17 protein-coding genes are annotated in these 17,941 nt (G+C 65.0%); 9 read left to right on the top strand and 8 right to left on the bottom strand.

The annotated features are described in order from the left end of the window. Positions 1-53: 53 nt before the first annotated feature. Both AB0I14_RS02605 and AB0I14_RS02610 read left to right on the top strand, forming a co-directional pair. Positions 54-1,016 (top strand): DUF808 domain-containing protein, encoded by a 963-nt coding sequence (locus tag AB0I14_RS02605; RefSeq protein WP_358015430.1) that lies wholly within the window; start codon positions 54-56, stop codon positions 1,014-1,016. Positions 1,017-1,194: 178 nt separating this feature from the next. Continuing rightward, entirely contained in the window at positions 1,195-1,398 is a 204-nt protein-coding gene (locus AB0I14_RS02610) for a cold-shock protein (protein ID WP_166908296.1), read from the top strand. A gap of 62 nt (positions 1,399-1,460) precedes the next feature. Here the strand turns inward: AB0I14_RS02610 and AB0I14_RS02615 are convergent, their stop codons facing one another. The 5 genes from AB0I14_RS02615 to AB0I14_RS02635 all read right to left on the bottom strand — a co-directional run bounded on the left by AB0I14_RS02615 (position 1,461) and on the right by AB0I14_RS02635 (position 7,038). Continuing rightward, positions 1,461-1,955 (bottom strand): DUF5994 family protein, encoded by a 495-nt coding sequence (locus tag AB0I14_RS02615; protein ID WP_358015435.1) that lies wholly within the window; start codon positions 1,953-1,955, stop codon positions 1,461-1,463. A 349-nt stretch (positions 1,956-2,304) separates the two neighbouring features. Continuing rightward, on the bottom strand, positions 2,305-2,946 hold the full coding sequence (locus AB0I14_RS02620) for a TetR/AcrR family transcriptional regulator (protein WP_358015438.1): 642 nt from the start codon (positions 2,944-2,946) through the stop codon (positions 2,305-2,307). Further along, positions 2,943-5,831, bottom strand: coding sequence for an RND family transporter (locus AB0I14_RS02625; protein ID WP_358015441.1), 2,889 nt, complete (start codon positions 5,829-5,831; stop codon positions 2,943-2,945). The genes AB0I14_RS02620 and AB0I14_RS02625 overlap by 4 nt, the downstream gene beginning before the upstream one ends. Further along, a complete protein-coding gene (locus tag AB0I14_RS02630; RefSeq protein WP_358016727.1) occupies positions 5,828-6,256 on the bottom strand; it encodes an MmpS family transport accessory protein in 429 nt (142 codons plus the stop codon). Before AB0I14_RS02630 ends, AB0I14_RS02625 begins: the two co-directional genes overlap by 4 nt. A gap of 113 nt (positions 6,257-6,369) precedes the next feature. Then, positions 6,370-7,038 carry a TetR/AcrR family transcriptional regulator C-terminal domain-containing protein gene (locus AB0I14_RS02635; protein ID WP_358015444.1) on the bottom strand — a complete coding sequence of 223 codons (669 nt, stop codon included), beginning with the start codon at positions 7,036-7,038 and terminating at the stop codon, positions 6,370-6,372. Between the two features lie 101 nt (positions 7,039-7,139). Here AB0I14_RS02635 and AB0I14_RS02640 point away from each other — a divergent pair, with 101 nt between their 5' ends. Both AB0I14_RS02640 and AB0I14_RS02645 read left to right on the top strand, forming a co-directional pair. Further along, the gene (locus AB0I14_RS02640) at positions 7,140-8,204 is read left to right on the top strand and encodes a dihydrodipicolinate reductase (protein WP_358015447.1); all 1,065 of its coding nucleotides are present in this window, start codon (positions 7,140-7,142) and stop codon (positions 8,202-8,204) included. 162 nt (positions 8,205-8,366) lie between these two features. Then, positions 8,367-11,678, top strand: coding sequence for an NAD-glutamate dehydrogenase domain-containing protein (locus AB0I14_RS02645; protein WP_358015450.1), 3,312 nt, complete (start codon positions 8,367-8,369; stop codon positions 11,676-11,678). 182 nt (positions 11,679-11,860) lie between these two features. Here AB0I14_RS02645 and AB0I14_RS02650 read toward each other — a convergent pair whose 3' ends face one another. After that, positions 11,861-12,352: an OsmC family protein gene (locus tag AB0I14_RS02650; protein WP_358015453.1), complete on the bottom strand. Its 492-nt coding sequence runs from the start codon at positions 12,350-12,352 to the stop codon at positions 11,861-11,863. An 81-nt stretch (positions 12,353-12,433) separates the two neighbouring features. On the opposite strand from AB0I14_RS02650, the gene AB0I14_RS02655 reads away from it, so the two are divergent. Together AB0I14_RS02655 and AB0I14_RS02660 are read left to right on the top strand one after the other, a co-directional pair. After that, a complete protein-coding gene (locus AB0I14_RS02655; RefSeq protein WP_358015456.1) occupies positions 12,434-13,378 on the top strand; it encodes an oxygenase MpaB family protein in 945 nt (314 codons plus the stop codon). 13 nt (positions 13,379-13,391) lie between these two features. Further along, positions 13,392-13,973, top strand: coding sequence for a helix-turn-helix domain-containing protein (locus AB0I14_RS02660; protein WP_358015459.1), 582 nt, complete (start codon positions 13,392-13,394; stop codon positions 13,971-13,973). Between the two features lie 19 nt (positions 13,974-13,992). Here the strand turns inward: AB0I14_RS02660 and AB0I14_RS02665 are convergent, their stop codons facing one another. Together AB0I14_RS02665 and AB0I14_RS02670 are read right to left on the bottom strand one after the other, a co-directional pair. After that, on the bottom strand, positions 13,993-14,850 hold the full coding sequence (locus AB0I14_RS02665; RefSeq protein WP_358015462.1) for a LysR family transcriptional regulator ArgP: 858 nt from the start codon (positions 14,848-14,850) through the stop codon (positions 13,993-13,995). A gap of 9 nt (positions 14,851-14,859) precedes the next feature. Then, positions 14,860-15,525, bottom strand: a complete 666-nt coding sequence (locus AB0I14_RS02670; protein WP_358015465.1) for a helix-turn-helix domain-containing protein — start codon at positions 15,523-15,525, stop codon at positions 14,860-14,862. 126 nt (positions 15,526-15,651) lie between these two features. Here AB0I14_RS02670 and AB0I14_RS02675 point away from each other — a divergent pair, with 126 nt between their 5' ends. The 3 genes from AB0I14_RS02675 (at position 15,652) to AB0I14_RS02685 (ending at position 17,907) form a co-directional block, all read left to right on the top strand. After that, the gene (locus AB0I14_RS02675) at positions 15,652-15,939 is read left to right on the top strand and encodes a hypothetical protein (protein WP_358015468.1); all 288 of its coding nucleotides are present in this window, start codon (positions 15,652-15,654) and stop codon (positions 15,937-15,939) included. 91 nt (positions 15,940-16,030) lie between these two features. Further along, complete coding sequence (locus AB0I14_RS02680; RefSeq protein ID WP_358015471.1) at positions 16,031-17,248, top strand: histidine kinase; 1,218 nt, start codon at positions 16,031-16,033, stop codon at positions 17,246-17,248. Further along, complete coding sequence (locus AB0I14_RS02685; RefSeq protein WP_358015474.1) at positions 17,245-17,907, top strand: response regulator transcription factor; 663 nt, start codon at positions 17,245-17,247, stop codon at positions 17,905-17,907. The genes AB0I14_RS02680 and AB0I14_RS02685 overlap by 4 nt, the downstream gene beginning before the upstream one ends. The last annotated feature ends 34 nt before the right edge of the window (positions 17,908-17,941 follow it).

The following is a 17,941-nucleotide window of genomic DNA, read 5'->3' on the forward strand; positions in this document are numbered from 1 at the left end:
CTTGCGCGAAGAGAGACAAGGCCGATGAGCCGCTTGCGCGAAGAGAGACAGCAGTGAGCGCTGGTCTGTTCGGTTTGCTCGACGACATCGCCGCGCTGGCACGGCTGGCGGCGGCGTCGATCGACGACATCGGTGCGGCGACCGGCAAGGCCACCGCCAAGGCAGCCGGGGTGGTGATCGACGACACCGCGGTGACACCGCAGTACGTGCACGGCATCAGCGCCGATCGCGAGCTACCGGTCATCAAGCGCATCGCGATCGGCTCGCTGCGCAACAAGCTCCTGTTCATCCTGCCCGCGGCGTTGCTGCTCAGCCAGTTCGCGCCATTCTTACTGACACCGATCCTGATGGTGGGCGCGACGTACCTCTGTTATGAGGGCGCCGAGAAGGTCTGGGGACGGTTCATGGGCCACGGCGACCACGGCGCCGACGGACAGCCCACCACCGCGGTCGGCGGTGACGCCGAGAAGTACATGATCACGGGCGCGATCCGCACCGATTTCATCCTGTCGGCCGAGATCATGGTGATCGCACTCAACGAGGTGGCCGATCAAACTTTCTGGCCACGACTGATCATTCTGGTGATCGTCGCCCTCGTGATCACTGCCGCGGTCTACGGCGTGGTGGCCGGCATCGTGAAGATGGACGACATCGGTCTGCTGCTGGCCCAGCGTTCGTCGAAGGTGTCGCAGAAAGTCGGGCGCGGCCTGGTGGCCGGGATGCCCAAGCTGCTCTCGGCACTGTCAACGATCGGCACAGTGGCGATGCTCTGGGTCGGCGGACACATTCTGCTGGTCGGTACCGACACCCTGGGCTGGCACACGCTCTACGCCGTCGTCCACCATGCCGAGGAGGCGGTGCACCACGCGGTGGGCGATACCTTCGGCGGCTTGCTGGCCTGGGTGACCAATACCGCCGCGTCGGCCGTCATCGGTCTGGTGGTCGGCACCGTGGTCGTGGGGATCATGCACGTGCTGCCGTTCGGCAAGAAGAACGAGCAGGACGCCGCTACGTGATGGTCGCCACCAGTCGAAACTCTTCCACCGGAAGGTGCTCGGGTTGCCGCCGCAGCCAACCGATCGAGGCAAAAGCAAATACTTTTGGGTGCGCCACTAGGTGCGCCACCCATCCTCGTGTCATACTTGACCAGGACGTTTTTGGTACGTCCAGTTTCACGATGAGAGAAGTAAAAATATGACACAGGGAACTGTGAAATGGTTCAACGGCGAGAAGGGCTTCGGCTTCATCGCTCCTGACGGCGGCGCCCCGGACGTTTTCGTCCACTACTCCGAGATCACCGGCGGTGGTTTCCGGTCGCTCGAAGAGAACCAGCGTGTCGAGTTCGAGATCACCCAGGGAGCCAAGGGCCCCCAGGCAACGGGAGTTACCGCGGTCTAACCGCCCCAAGACCTGATGGTGGGCTGGTACGGATGAATTCCGTACCAGCCCATCTTTTTCGTTTACACAGGCGTCTGTGCCTGGAGATGCCCCAACCATCGTGCAGATTCGATCTGGGCGACCTGCAGCACGCGATCTGCAGTGTCGAACATGGGAGTACGCCGCACCGTTTCCTCGACTGGCATCGACGCGGCGCACCGCATCACCAGGCCGCCGAGAGTAACGGACGTCTTGCACGGGACGACAAGCAGTTTCACGCACTGGTCTCGGCCCGCCACCATCATCAGACGGGGCCGACTCAGCTTCACCCCGGTCGGCAGGCGGGTGCCCGTCACGATCGAGTCGAGATCCAACTGGCCCTGAGCGGCTGACCAGTTGACGCGAATATCGACAACTTCGCCCAGCGATCGGTGCAGAACTTCGACAAGCTCCGGTAGTTCGTTCGCCACCGAGGCGGTGTGCGGCCACCACGCTCCGTCAATATCGGCACCCAACTGCCGGGCGAGGGCGAGCCGGACAGGACTGGCCAGCCGTCGTGTCCCGGAGAGGCCGTTCACGACGGCGACTGGGCATCTGCGCGAGGCTGCGGCGCTGGCCGATCCGTGGGCCGATCTGAGAAAACGAGCCCCCGCGACGGGTCACTCGAGCTCTCGACATCCGGCATAGGTTGTTGCTGCTCGGGGTGTGAAAACAGCTCGGACGATTCCATAGAGAGTGTCCTTGAGAGGTGCGGGACTACCGCACTGGTATTGGATAGCAAGCGATGGTTAATCGCCGGCTGACGGTTCAACATCGAAAAATCGTGACTGTCGAACGTCACGGTTGACCAACTGATGTATCGGGCCTAGCTATAAATCTACACCCGATGAACGGCGCCCCGACGGCCCGGCACCCCGGACACAGCCGTCAGTGGCCGCGTACTGCAGGCAGGATCAAGGTATCGATGACGTCCCGGACGTACTTCGAGTCGACGCCCTGACCATTGACCACCCGCATCAGGCCCATCCCGGTCAGCACATCAGCCACCAACGACCAGTCCCGGTCGGCTGCCACCTCGCCGCGGGCGACGGCTTGCTGAAGGATCGTCGTCACGACCCGCCTGCCCTTGAGCAGCATCAGATCTTCAAGCGCAGAGCCGAGGTGCGGGTCATGGGTGGCCTCGACCGCGACCCTCAGCACCAGATCGTAGGAAAAGAGTTCGTTGTCGCTGCGCGCAGTGCGCCGCACGATTTCGTCGAAATCGCCTTCCAGACTGCCGGTGTCGGGCGCATCGTCGTCGAGCAGGTCGGGCTTCCAGTACACGAGCGCATCGGTGATCAACGCGGCCTTCGACGACCAGCGACGGTATATGGCAGCCTTACCGACGCCGGCGCGCGCGGCGATGTCGTTCATATTGGTGTTGACATAACCGTTTTCGGCCAACGCGGCCAATGCCGCATCGAGGATCGCCGGGTCACGCGATCGGTCGAGTCGGCCGTCAGTCCGCTGACGCAGTCTCGACTTCGACTCTGCGTCTTGCGGATGATCCGGGCCACTCACGACCGTCACACCGTCGTTGCCGGTATCGGTGCGGTGGTGTCGTCGGTGTCGCCGGCCGCCTTCCGGGCACGCTCTTCGCGACCACGCCTGGTGATCTCAAAGGTGTTGAGCGGCCACCAGAACCAGCGGCCCAACGCTGCGGCGATCGACGGTGTCATGAACGAGCGCACGATCAGCGTGTCGACGACCAGGCCGATACCGATCGTCGTACCCAACTGGCCGATCACCCGGAGGTCGCTCACGATCATCGACGCCATGGTGAAGGCGAACACCAGTCCGGCTGCGGTGACGACCCGTCCCGTGGCCCCCACCGCACGGATGATGCCGGTATTGAGCCCGGCGTGGATCTCCTCCCGAAGGCGGGAGACCACAAGCAGGTTGTAGTCCGAGCCCACCGCCAGCAGGATCACCATCGACAACGGGATCACGATCCACTGCACGCCCAGCCCGAGGATGTCCTGCCACAGCAGTACCGACAAACCGCAGGCGGTGCCCAGCGATGCGGCCACGGTGCCGACGATCACCAAGGCGGCGACCACACTTCGGGTGATGATCAGCATGATGCCGAAGATGAGGATCATCGACGCGATGATCGCGATCATGAGATCGGTTTTGACACCGTCCTGCATGTCGGCATACATCGAGGCGGTACCGGCCAGCGATACCTTCGCATTGGCCAGCGGAGTGCCCTTGACGGCATCGGCGACAACGTCTTTGAGGTCCCGGACGTGGCCTATGCCCTCGACGGAGGCGGGATCGCCCTGGTGGGTGATGATGTAGCGGACCGCGTGGCCGTCCGGGGATACGAACATCTTCAGGCCCCGCTCGAAGTCGGGGTTCTGGAACACATCCGGCGGCAGGTAGAAGAAGTCGTCGTTCTTGGCCTGATCGAAGTACAGACCGATCTCCGTTGCCCCCTTGGCCAGTTCCTGCTGCTGAGCCTGGGTTCCGGCCATGGTGCTGTGGGTGGCGATCATGAAGTCCCGCATGCGTGTCATCGAGTCGATGGTGGTCCTCAGCACCGGCAGCATCTGCGGCATCAGCTGATCCATGCGGTCCATATCGATTGTGAGACCCTGCATTTCATCAGTGAGCTTGTCGATGCCGTCCAGGGTGTCGAAGATCGAGCGCATCGACTGGCAGATCGGGATGTCGAAGCAGTGCGGCTCCCAGTACAGGTAGTTGCGCAGCGGCCGGAAGAAATCGTCAAAATTGGCGAGGTTGTCGCGCATCTCCTGGGTGGCTTCCACCATGTCGTGCGTGCGCCCGACCATGCTGTGCGTGGTCGCGGTCAACTCGGACATCAGGGTGTACATGCGTTCCATGCTGGCGACGGTCTGGCCCATCTCGTCGGCCTGCTCGAGCATCTGAGCCGAGTTGTCGTTGTTGAACTTTGCGCCCTGCAGCGTGCCGGCGTTCTGTGCGCCGAGCAGGAACGGGATCGAGCTGTGCTCGATGGGCGAGCCGAGCGGGCGGGTGATCGTCTGCACCCGTTCGATGCCCCGCATGTGAACCACGCCCTTGGCGACGCGGTCGATGACGAGCATGTCGGCCGGGTTGCGCAGGTCGTGGTCGGCTTCGAGCATCAACAGTTCCGGATTCATCCGCGCCTGCGAGAAGTGCCGGTCGGCGACGCCCATGGCGAGGTTGGCCGGCATGTCGGCGGGCGTGAACTTCTGGTCGTTGTACTGCGGCACATAGGTCAGCAGGCTGATGAATCCGATGATGGCGATCAGGCTGGTGACGAAGATGATCGGGATGGGCCAGCGCACCACGGAGGTGCCGACCTTGCGCCAACCCTTGGTGGAAAGTTCCCGCTTGGCGTCGAGCAGACCGAACTTCGACGCGACGGTGAGCACGGCGGGCGCCAGCGTCAGGGCCGCGGCGATGATCACCAGAATCGCGATCGCGCAGGGCAGACCCATGGTCTGGAAGTAGGGCAGCGTGGTCATGGTGAGGCACATGCATGCGCCGGCAATCGTCAACCCGGAGCCCAGGATCACGTGGGAGACACCGTGATAGGCGATGTAGAAGGCGTCTTCCCTATCCCGGCCGTTCGATCTCTCCTCTTGATATCGGCCGAGCAGGAAGATCACGTAATCGGTTCCGGCAGCCAGGGACAGCATCGTCACCATGCTCACCGCGTACGGGGTCAGGCCGATGATGTTCACATAACCGGCCGCGGCGGTAACACCCTGCGCGGCAAACAGTTCCAGGCCGATGATGACCATCGACACCAGCATCGTCACGATGGACCGGTAGATGAACAGCAGCATGACGATGATGACGGCGACCGACACCAACTCCATGGTTGCCATACTTTGATGCCCGGCCACCTGGGTGTCGGCGTTGAGCACGGTGTTGCCGGCGACGTGGGCCTTGATACCCGGCGGTGCGGGCACCGAGGCGACGATGTCGCGCACGGCAGCCACCGACTCGTGGCTGGCGCTGGTGCCCTGGGAGCCGTTGAGGAAGATCTGCACATACGCCGACTTACCGTCCACGCTTTGTGAGCCCGCCGCCGTCAGCGGATCGCTCCAGAAGTCCTGGACGTTCTGCACATGCTCGCGATCCGCCTCGAGCTTGTCGACGATCTGGTCGTAGAACTTATGTGCTTCGTCACCGAGCTTGTCGTCGCCCTCGAGCACGACCATCGCAGATGAGTCGGAGTCGTATTGCTGAAACACCTTGCCGATGTTCAGCATCCCCTGATACGACGCCGAGTTCGTCGGGCTCAGCGGGACCTGCCGAGCTTCCGCGACCTTGTCGAGAGAGGGGACCAGTGTGCCCAGCGCGACCACCACGAGCACCCAGAACACGATGATCGGCAGCGAGAAGATCCGGACCAGGTGACCGATGAACGGCCGATGCGGCTTCGAGTGCGCGTTGCTCATACGGATTTCACCAAGCAGTAGATGAACGGTTTGACTGTGTCGTCGCTCGACCGGTCGTCACGGACCTCGCCGTCGACCGTCACCCGGCACCGAAGATCGCTGACGTCACGGTCCCCTTGGACCATGATGTTGGCCGACATCGACGGCAACGTCGTCACGATTGTGAACGACCAAGGCAGCGGCGTGTTTTCGATGAGATGCGGTTGACCGTTCTCATCGAGATAGTTGAGGTTCGCGGTTCCACCGGACCCGGTGACCTCGTACGTGATGTGCTTCGGATTGAAGTTCGCGGTGATGCCGGAACCATCTGCCGCCCTCGGTTGGTGATGACCCGACTCACGAATGCGAAGGATCGCGTATGCACCCAGAGCGACGACGACCACCAGCAGCAGCGGTATCCACGCCTTCTTGAGCAACTTGAACACCGTTGCGCCTCCCCGATGTGACACTCGCAAAATTTACCCGGACGGAACTCAAGTTCCGCCTAAGAGGATGCTGAGTACTGTACTCGAGGCGAGCTCGGCCGACGACTCGGTACTTATTTGTCCAGAAACCGCTCGAGGCCGGCGATGACGATGTCGAGGTTGAAGTCGAAGTCCTGGGCCGCGGTCGTCGCGACGCCCCGATCGGCCACGACACCACTGAGCAGCGGAAAGTCGGTTGACGGAAGGTCTTTCAATGCGCGAACCACCTCGGGCGTCTGATGGTGCAGCCGCGACTCGGCCGATCCCAGCACATCGTGTGCGGCCGACATCGCGAGCCCCGACACCAGGGTGAGCACCCGCCCGGCGTCGTCGGTACCGAATCCCCCGTTGGTCAGGGCCCGCAGCACCTGCTCGGCCAGCGCGAGGCTCGCGGCCCCACCGCTACCACTCAACCGAAAACTCGTGGCCGTCACACCGAGTTTGAGTACGCCTTCACGGATCGCGCTGCCGTAGGCCCGCAGAATCTCCTGCCAGCTCGCATCCTCGGGCAACTTGATCGAGCGCAACTCGGTCTCGAACAGATCGGCCACAACCAGCTCGAGCAGTCCGTCGCGATCACCGACGTAGTAGTGCAGCGTGGTGCGGTCCACTCCGAGCGCATCGGCGACCGCCTGCATCGTCAACGCACCCGGGGATATGGCGCGGGCCGCGGCGACGATCTGCTGCTGATCGATGCGCGGCGGACGTCCCCGCCCCCGTCGGGGTGCGTTTCCGGTGGTCACATGGGTAATTCTAAATGCTCAGGGCGTCGCTGGAGCATCACTCTTCCTTTTTTCTCACGGTCGTGGAAAACTGCCCGAAACCGAGGAAGGGACCCACTGCCGTGTCACAAACTTCTCCATACCGGGTTGTCCAGTGGACGACAGGAAACGTCGGGAAGAGTTCGGTGGCGGCCATCGCTCGCAACCCGACCCTGGAACTGGTCGGCTGCTATGCGTGGTCGCCGGACAAGGCCGGAAAGGATGTCGGCGAACTCGTCGGCATCGAACCCCTCGGCGTCGCGGCCACCAATGACGTCAAGGCACTGCTGGCCCTCAAACCGGACGTCGTGATTTACAACCCGATGTGGATCGACGTCGACGAGCTCGTCGACATCCTTTCCGCCGGAGTCAATGTCGTTGCGACGGCCTCATTCATCACCGGACACAACCAGGGCGAGGGCCGCGACCGCATCGCCGAGGCCTGCCGCAAGGGCGGCTCGACGATGTTCGGATCGGGCATCAGCCCGGGCTATGTCAACCAGTTGGCCATCGTGGCCGCCGGCATCTGCGACCGGGTGGACAAGGTCACCGTCAACGAGGCCGCCGACACCACCTTCTACGACTCACCGGAAACCGAGAAGCCGGTGGGGTTCGGCCAGCCCATCGATCATCCAGACCTGCAGGCCATGACGGCCCACGGCACCGGGGTCTTCGGCGAGGCGGTCCGGATGATCGGTGACGCGCTCGGGATCGAGTTCGACGAAGTCCGCTGCGATGCCGAATACGCCCAGACCACAGAGGATCTCGACCTGGGCTCGTGGACGATTCCGGCGGGCGGCGTGGCCGGGGTGTTCGTCAGCTGGAAGGGCATCATCGGCGACACCACCCGCGTCGAGCTCACCCTGCGCTGGCGCAAAGGTCAGACACTGCAACCGGATTGGCAGATCGACCAGGACGGCTGGGTGATCGAGGTGGCCGGTCGCCCGACCGTCACGATGAAGGTCGGCTTCCTGCCGCCACCGGACTTCGAGGCCACCACCCTGGAGGAGTTCATGGTGCTCGGGCACATCATGACCGCCACTCCCCCGATCAACGCGATTCCCGCGGTGATCAACGCAGCACCCGGCATCGTCACCTACAACGATCTCCCGCTGATCCTGCCGCGTGGGGTGGTGCCGTCGAGCTAGAGCCGCCGCAGCCGAGGCCTCGATGAATTACAGAATGTAACGGCGACCATCAGATCGCTGACACTTTGCATCCTCCGCGTCGGTGCTCCGCACCACAGGATTGGTCCGTCCGTCGAACGCAACCGACGGCTATCGATCAAAGACGATTGAGGAGACCGAACCGTGGACTCGTTGCGCGCCGACCCCATTGCGCCCGAATTGCAGGATCAGCAGGCCGGGGTCGTGGTACCCAGCCGACTGCTGGAGCCCACTGCGTTCAACCATCTGATGGGCGACGCCGTCGCGGTGAACCTCGACTGGGCCGGCACCCCGGACGGACGGTTGAACTTCGCGCTCGCCGCCCTCGACCCGGTTCCGTTGCGCCGCATGCTGCCCGCGCTGCAGAGCATGGACCTGGAGGTCCTCGAGGAGCAAGCCGGCACCTGGACCAGGGCCGACGGCCGGATCTGCCACGTCTATCATCTGCTGCTGCAGCCCGGTCCCGACGCGGTCGATGCGCTGGCCCGGCCGCAGGACGGCACCGCCGATCGCATCCGCGAGACATTCCAGGCAATGTGGGCCGGCCGGATCGAATCCGACGGATTCAACGCGCTGCTCCTGCGAGCCGCACTGAGCTGGCGGCAGGTCACCGTGCTGCGCAGCTACAGCCGATACCTTCGGCAGCTGCCGTTGCCCTACAGCCAGGCGCGCATCCAACGGGTCTTGCTGGACAACCCGGCCGCCACCCGCGCGCTGCTAGACCTGTTCGAGGCACGGTTCGACCGCACCGAGCAACCCGCCGCCGGCCCCCACCGCATCGCTCGCATCACCGAGGCCGAGCAGCGGGTGTCCGCCGAGATCGATCAGGTGCTGCACATTGACGCCGACCGGATCCTGCGTACCTACCACAATCTGATCAATGCCACCGTGCGCACCAACGCGTTCGCCCCCGACGCTCTCACGGTCTGGGCGCCCTATCTGGTGCACAAGCTCGACGCTCGGTCCGTCGACGAGCTGCCACAGCCACGTCCGCTTTCCGAAATCTTCGTGTACTCACCGGAATTCGAAGGTCTGCATCTTCGCTTCGGGCTGGTGGCCCGCGGCGGGCTGCGCTGGTCGGACCGCCACGACGACTACCGCACCGAGGTCCTGGGCCTGGTGAAGGCGCAGGCGGTCAAGAACGCGATGATTGTGCCCGTCGGCGCCAAGGGCGTGTTCGTCGTCAAGGCCCGGCCCGGCACGGGCGAATCCCCGCGCGTGCAGGGTCTTCGGAGCTACCGACAGTTCATCGCCGCACTGCTCGACGTGGTCGACAAAACCGCCCCCTCAGATTCCGATGACCGGCCCCGTTTCGGCGGCGTGGTGTGCCACGACGGTCCCGACCCCTACCTGGTGGTGGCTGCAGACAAGGGCACCGCCACGTTCTCGGACTCGGCCAACGCGGTGGCCCTCGACCGCGGTTATTGGATGGGCGACGCCTTCGCGTCCGGTGGTTCGGCCGGTTACGACCACAAAGCCATGGGCATCACCGCCCGCGGCGCCTGGGTCAGCGGCGACACCCATCTCGCCGAACTCGGAATCGATTCCGCGTCCGACGAGTTCTCCGCCGTCGGCGTCGGCGACATGAGTGGGGACGTCTTCGGCAACGGCATGCTGCTGCGCCCCGGCCTGAGACTGGTGGCCGCATTCGACCACCGCCACATCTTCGTCGACCCGCAGCCCGATACCGTGCCGGCTCGCAAGGAGCGGCAGCGGCTGTTCGAACTACCCCAGTCATCGTGGGATGACTACGACCGTTCCACGATCAGTCCGGGCGGCGGGGTGTGGCCGCGCACCGCGAAAACCATTGCCACCACAGCGGAGATGCGCGCCGCGCTCGGCATCGACGACCACGAGGTCCGGCTGACTCCCACCCAGCTGATCAGCCACATCCTGCGCGCCCCCGTGGACCTGTTGTTCAACGGCGGGATCGGCACCTACATCAAGGCCGGCGACGAACAACACTCCGACATCGCCGACAAGGTCAACGATCCGGTGCGGGTGGACGCCGGGGATGTCCGGTCCCGGGTGATCGTCGAGGGCGGCAACCTCGGACTGTCCCAACGCGCCCGCATCGAGTACGCCCGCCGCGGCGGCCTGGTGAATACCGACGCCATCGACAACGCGGCCGGCGTGGACTGCTCCGACCACGAGGTCAACATCAAGATCCTGTTGGACTCCGCGGCGCGGTCCGGCCTGATCACCGGCAATTCCCGCAATCGACTGCTGGTCGACATGACCGACGAGGTGGCCCAACTCGTCCTGGCCAACAACCGGGCACACAATCGACTGCTCAGCGATGCCCGCTCCAACGCGGCCCAGATGGTCGATGTACACGCCCGAATGACGGCCGATCTCGAGGCCCGGCGCGGGTTGCACCGTTCCCGCGAGAACATGCCCAGCCCAGCGGAATTCGCCGATCTGGCCAAGGACGACCGTGGCCTCACCGCTCCGGAGCTGGCCACCTTGATGGCGCACGTCAAGCTGGACCTCAAGGCCGAACTGCTCAGTGGTGAGATGTTCGACGACCCGTATTTCGTCGCGCTGCTGACCCGGTACTTCCCGCCGACGTTGCGGCGCCAACTCGGCGAGCCACTACCCGAGCACCCGCTGCGCCGGGAGATCATCGCTACCTCGGTCGTCAACCGCGTGCTGGCCACCTCGGGGCTGACCTTCGCGTTCCGGCTGTCCGAGGAGACCGGCTCTGCCCCAGCCGATATCGTGCGGGCGCACGCCGTGGTGTCCGAAGTTTTCGACCTGGACACACTGTGGTCGGATATCTACGCCGCCGATCTGTCGCCCGTGCTGACGAATGCCATGATCATCGAAGGCCGGCGTCTTCTCGACAGGGCTGCCCGCTGGTTTGTGCTCAACCGGCCGCAACCGCTCGACGTCGACGCCGAGATCATCCGATTCAGCAACCAGGTGGCGATGCTGCGCGGGCAACTCGGGTCGATGGTGCGGGGCCAGGAGCGCGAAAACGTCCTGACGGCGCACAACGACTTGGTGGTCCGCGGCGTGCCTGGCAACATCGCCCACCGGATCAGCGAATCCCTCTATGCGTTCAGCCTTCTGGACATCATTGAGGTCGCCCACGTCCACCACGAGGACTCGGCTCAACTGGCCAGGATCTACTTCGAACTGTCCGACCGACTCGGAGTGGACCGGCTGCTGCTGGCGGTGTCGTCACTTCCCCGGGGCGGCCGCTGGCATGCCTTGGCCCGGCTCGCCCTTCGCGAGGACCTCTACCGCTCGTTGCGCGATCTCACGATCGACGTCACCAAGCACGGGATCGAGGAGGCCCAGGCCTCGAGCAGCATCCGCGACTTCGAGGCGTACAACCGGCCACGGCTGGACCGGGCCAAGCGCACGCTGGACGAGTTCCTCGATTCCGACGAGCCCGACCTGGCGGTGCTGTCGGTGGCCTCAGCCCAGTTGCGCCGGCTCCATCGGTGACCCGCGCTCAGCGAGCCGAAACCCCGCCGGGTGGCCGATTCCGCGGCTAGCGTCCAGCCATTCGCGGGATCGGCGTACCAGGGGGACACATGGCGCACTTGTCAGGATTGGCGAGAACCGCGTGCTGACCGCCGGCGAATCCGACTGGAGTGCACTCAGATTCGTCCCGATCGACGCGTCGTTCATGCCCCGTTCGGTGCTGTCACGGTGGGCGTAGCGTTCACCGGGAAGGTGACCGAGTTGGCGATGAAGCACATCCGGTGGGCTTCGTGATGTAACTCGGTGGCATCGCCGACCCGCTCCGGGTCGGCGATGGTCACCTGCGGCCGTAACGTGACGCCGGTGAAAACGCCACTACCCTCGGCGTTTTCGCTCATCGTGCCGTCCGGCCGATCGCTGTAGGCAGTGACGACGATGCCCGCTTTGGCACAGAGCGCCAGATACCACAGCATGTGGCACTGCGACAGACTGACCACGAGCAGTTCCTCGGGGTTCCAGCGCTGCGGATCCCCACGGAAGGCAGGATCCGCGCTACCCAGGATCGTCGGTTTGCCCGGCGTATCTGCGCCGGTCACGTCGTGATCGCGCGCGTACTCGCGGTAGCCACTGGTCCCCGAACCGGTGTTGCCGGTCCAGGTCACCTCGACCTCGTATCGATGGGTCCGGTTGGCCATGCTCGCGAAGATACCAATCAGGTGAGACAGCTTCGACAGAGCACCATTGACACATTGGCACGAATAACTAGACTTTGTGCCATGGCTATCGGAAGCGCGGCCGAGACAGACGTAGTCCGACCGAACGTGCTGGCGGATTTCCGCAGGCACTCGGGCAGCATCCTGGGGGGCGCCTTCGGCGCAGCGGCGTTCGATGAAGTGGCCCTGGTCCCGGTGGCCGCGGCCGTCGACCGCAGTGGCCGATTCGAACGCAACTTTCTCGATCGCGGTGTGCGCAGCGGATTTTCGGCGTTTCTGGCGATCTGGGGCGACGCCACGGACCGTGAGGCGGAGGGGCGCCGCCTGCAGACCATGCACCGCGACGTCCGCGGGCACGGCAAAGATGACTTCGCCGATATCCGCTACAGCGCCCTGAACCCACAGCTGTGGAACTGGATTGCGATCAGCGGGATCTTCGTCGTCCTGCATTCGTTCACCCCGGCGACCGGCATCACGATGAACCCCGCCGAGCAAGAGGCGGCCTACGGCCAACTACTCGAGGCATTTCGCTCGATCGAGCTGCCGGGCGCCTCGGCGAAACTCCCGGAAACCTATGCCGAGGCGGCCCGCTACTACGACGACATGGTGGAAAACCAGTTGCAGGGCAACGAGTTTCTGACCCGCGTCACGGCCGGACTGACCCAACTGCCCTTGCCGACCCTACTGCTGCCCGCCCCGGTGCGACTGGCGTTGACCCCGTCCTGGATGGCGGTTCGACCAATCGCCGGCCGGGTGATCAAAGTGTGCTCATTCGGCATCATGCATCCCGGGATTCGGGAGATGACGGGGTTCCGCTGGCAGTCCCGGCACGAGCGGGAATTCGCCGTGTACACCCGACTGCTTCAACTGGCCTGGCGGGTGCTGCCGGACCGGCTGCTGCTGGTGCCCCTCGCCTACAACCGGCTCCAGTACGAGAAGCTGGTGCGCCTGCACCGATCGGTGGCGCTGGATTCGTTCACGCCGCTGGGATGCCCGGCAGCGGGCTGACACACTGGTAGTGATGCCACGCAGCAACGCCAGCCAAGCCGAACAGGAAGACGCCATCCTCAAGGCCACCGCCGAAGAGGTGGCGCTCGTCGGGCTCGGCCGGGCCAGCCTGGATGTCATCGCCAAGCAGGCCGGCGTCAGCCGCCGAACGCTCTACCGTCGCTTTCCCACCCGCGAGGCGCTGATCACCGAACTCGGGCGGCGCACCTTCGACGCAGCGATGCACCGGCTGCGCACCGTGGCAATCGATTCCGGACCCAACGAGGCCGCGGTGGCAGCGTTCTGCGAAGGGGTCCGGCTGTTGACCACGGAACCCGTGATGCGCAGGTTCCTGCGACTGGACACCGACTTCACTGCGGTGGCCGGCGCCTACGACCAGGCTCCGGCCTTTCTGCACCACGCCTCGTCGGCGATGGCCAAGGCTCTGCGCGCGGCCGGCGCCGCCATGCCCGATGCCGAGTTGCTCGCCGTCGCCGAACTGCACATCCGACTGGCGTGCTCGCTGGCCCAGATGCCCACGCCGGTGTTGGACGTCAACGACGACGAGGCGGTTCGCGCCTACGCGCGAAAGCATCTGGCGCCACTGGTGCGGTAGCCCCGTCTCGGACTCGGGCCTACCCGCGCAGGCCGACCGCCGCGTCGCGCACCGCAGCCGTGATGGTGTCGACCATCGGACTGTCGAGCTTCCAGCACTGCCAGAACAACGGCACGTCCAGATATTGTTCGGTGATCCGGACGAAGCCGTCGTCCACCAGTTCCTCGGGGTACATCCCCCAGCCCAACCCGGCGCGCACTGCGGCACCGAAGCCCTCGGCGGTCGGGATGTAATGCGTCGGCCTGACGACATCCCTGCGGAATACCTTGCGCACCAATTGATCCTGCAGTGCATCGTCGCGGTTCCAGGACAGCGAGGGTGCTGCCTGCGCAGAGTCGCGGGTGAATCCTTCCGGCAGGTAGCGCTGCACGTACTCGGCGCTGGCCACCGGCACGTAGCGCATCGCGCCCAGCGGGTGCACCCGACAGCCGGGCACCGGGCTTCGCTCGGTGGTGACTGCTCCCATCACCACGCCCTCACGCAGCAGGCGTGCCGAGAGGTCCTGGTCCTCGATCCTGATGTCGAACAGGAACTCGGCGGCCCGGGCGAACACCCCGGTGAACCAGGTCGCCATCGAATCGGCGTTCACCGCCAGCGCGATCCTGGTGCGTTGCGCGGTGCCGCCGCCCATCTCCGCCAGTGTCTCGGACTCCAGCAATGCCGTCTGCGCAGCCAGTCTGAGCAGTGGAACGCCGACAGGTGTTGCCGTGCAAGGCTTTTCGCGGACCACCAGAACCTGTCCGACACGTTGCTCCAGGGCCTTTATGCGCTGGCTGACCGCCGAAGGAGTCACATGCAGACGCTGCGCGGCCGCGTCGAAGCTTCCCAGCTCGACCACCGCGGCGAACGCAGCAAGCTGCTGGCCGTCGATCTGCACGCAACGATCCTAGTCGGGCGGACCCGCGTCGCCGCGTAAACCGCCCCCGGTGAACCGGACGAGCTGGTTGACCCATCCGCGGTCCAAGCCGCCGGGTCCCAACGGCCGTCCGTAGAGGGTCAGATCGGAACTGGCCAGCGCACCGATCATCGCAAAGATGGCAATCGTGCTGCGCTGCTGACCTTCGATGGTCTGGATGTCCGGCACCGCCCGTCCTGCCGCGGCGAAGAACAACTCGGGCAGGCTCGGTGTGCCCGCCAACTGATCGAGCCAGATCTGGTCTTCGTCCAGGGCAAGCTGATTCATCACCTTGAGCCAGCGCAATCCGCCGACGGGATCCTCGTCGAGCAGCCTGACGTAGGGCGCGATGAGAGCCTCGACGACGTCTAAGACACCGATCTCGTTCCCGGACTCAGCCACCCGCACCAGCTCCTGGACGACGGCCTCGAACACCGTCGGCGCACGCCGTCGTGCCACCTCCAGCACCAGGTCCCGCTTGGCCGGGAAGTGGTAGGCCACCGCGCGGCTGGCCACGCCCGCCTCGCGGGCCACTGCCCGCGACGCCACCGCACCGATCGACGTCTCGGCGAACATCCGCTCAGCGGTATCGACGATCAGGGTTCGGGTGTCGACATCACGCCGGGGCCCACGTCTGCGGGTCGAGCTCGAGACCACAACAGGAGCCTAACCACTTGCGGCGCTATCGTCCTGTGGTCGGTGCAGTTCTCCTACTACGGTCGTAGGTCAAGATCGGACACCAGAGCGATGTGGGCTGACCTGCGTTCTTCGTAGCGTCGAGCCATGACACGAGCACAGCGTTCCCCAGCTATCTCGATAGCGAATTCAGTGACAGGCGTCGCCCGTGGATGGACGGCGAAAGACGCCCTCTTCACCCCACCGGTGACCGACCCACCGATGCCGGCGCGCCCGGACCGTCGGGAGGGCGGCCTCTGGCAGCGCGCGGCGGCCGCGGTGCGCGCGGCACTGGCCGCCGCACCTCGACCCGACCTGAAGAGCCCCTACTACCCACCTCTGCGTGAAGGCTTTGTCGAGGACGCCGCGATGTCGCGCGAGATGTGGCGACTCTGAATTGCTGAAATCCGGCCCCAGAGAATTCGGCCCTACAAGATCCAACCGCAGTAGGAGGCGCGACAGCAATCTCACCTTCTACGATCAGAACATGCTCGGTAGCATCGCGCGCGGCTTGCGTGCGCACGTGCACCGGCGGGGGTACGCCCTCCCGGTGGGCTACAACTGGGCCATCGTGTTGGCGTTCGACACCACTGTGATCGGTGCCGGCGTAGTGGCCATGTTGCAGCGCCCGACCGCCGACCTTCCGGCGAGCCTGCTCGCGCTCGTCGTCTGCATCGCCCCGTTCGCGCTGTTCTACCTGTCCGGCGTCGATTTCAAGGCACCGATCGTCTGGGCCACCTGGACCACCGCAACCGCCGTATTGCTGTTCGCGACCGCGACACCGGTATCCAACGATTTCGCTCCACTGATCGCGGTGCTGATGGTGGGCGAGGTCGCCTCGCTGACCGGGGTGTGGGGTGGATTCCTCGCATCGCTGACCGCGGCCACCCTGTTGCTGACCGCCGCAGCGCAACACCGCCTCGACGCCCTGCCGCTGTATCTGGGAATTCTCGGGATGGGTTGGCTGGTGGGTTATCTCGTGCACACCCAACAGCAACTCATGCGACAGCAACAGGAGTCACAGGCCGCGCAGGCCCGCCACGCCGCGGCCGATGAACGGCGCCGTATCGCCCGCGAGGTCCACGACGTGATCGCGCACTCGCTGAGTGTGACCCTGCTGCACGTGACCGGGGCACGCCGCGGGTTGCAGCAGGACCGTGACGTCGACGACGCCGTCGAGGCGTTGGAGCAGGCTGAACGCCTGGGCCGTCAGGCCATGGCCGATATTCGCCGCACGGTCGGACTACTCGACGGCGCTCCGATGAGCATGGCACCCGAACCCGGGGTCGACGACATCAGTTGCCTGGTAGACGATTTCATACGGGCCGGGCTCAACGTACGTCTCGACGCGACCGGCCGCACCGATGCGGTCTCCGCCGCGGTGGGCCTGGCGTTGTACCGCATCGCCCAGGAGTCCCTGGCCAACATCGCCAAACACGCGCCTGACACAGAAGCAACAGTGCTATTGAGGATTTCACGGACTTCGGCGGCCTTGACCGTCGTCAACCGGCTTCCCGTTCCCGCGCTGGCCGGCCAGAACGGCTGCAATGTAGACGGCCGCGGTGTGCGCGGTATGCGCCAGCGCGTCGAATTGCTCGGCGGGATCATCAGCGTCGGACCCGCCGACGACGGATGGTCGGTGCGTACGAACATCCCGTTGGACGACACTGACCGGGCGCCCCGATGGTGCCCCGTGGTGTCATGACGGACCCCGTGTCCGAGGTGGCGGTCCTCCTGGTCGATGACCAGGATCTGGTGCGCTCCGGGTTGCGACGCATACTACGGCGCAAGGACGGCTTCACGATCGTCGCCGAATGCGCCGATGGCGATGAAGTGCCCGATGCCATCAGCCAGTGCCGCCCCGACGTGGTGGTGATGGATCTGCGGATGAAACGGGTCGACGGGATCGAGGCCACCCGCCAGGTGACGGCGACCGACGGGCCTCCGGTGCTGGCGCTGACCACGTTCAACGACGATGAGCTGCTTTCGGGCGCGCTGCGCGCCGGGGCCAGCGGATTCGTGCTCAAGGATTCCTCGGCCGAGGAGCTGATCCGGGCGGTGCGCGCGGTGGCGCAGGGCGACAGCTACCTCGACCCCGCAGTCACCTCACGGGTGCTCACCACATACCGCAAGTCGGCCGAGCCGCGTCGCGCCGCCGCCGTCGGCGATCTCACGGCCCGCGAGCTCGATGTGCTGACACTGATCGCCAAGGGGCATTCCAACGGCGAGATCGCCGATGAACTCAGCATCTCCGGGCTCACCGTCAAGAGCCACATCGGCCACATCTTCATCAAGCTCGACCTGCGTGACCGTGCCGCCGCGATCATCCATGCGTACGACGCCGGACTCGTCTCACCCCAGTAGCCCGAGGCGCGGCTTTCGTCAGAAGTAGGACTAA

It is taken from the genome of Mycobacterium sp. NPDC050441, assembly GCF_040655355.1.
GTDB lineage: Bacteria > Actinomycetota > Actinomycetes > Mycobacteriales > Mycobacteriaceae > Mycobacterium.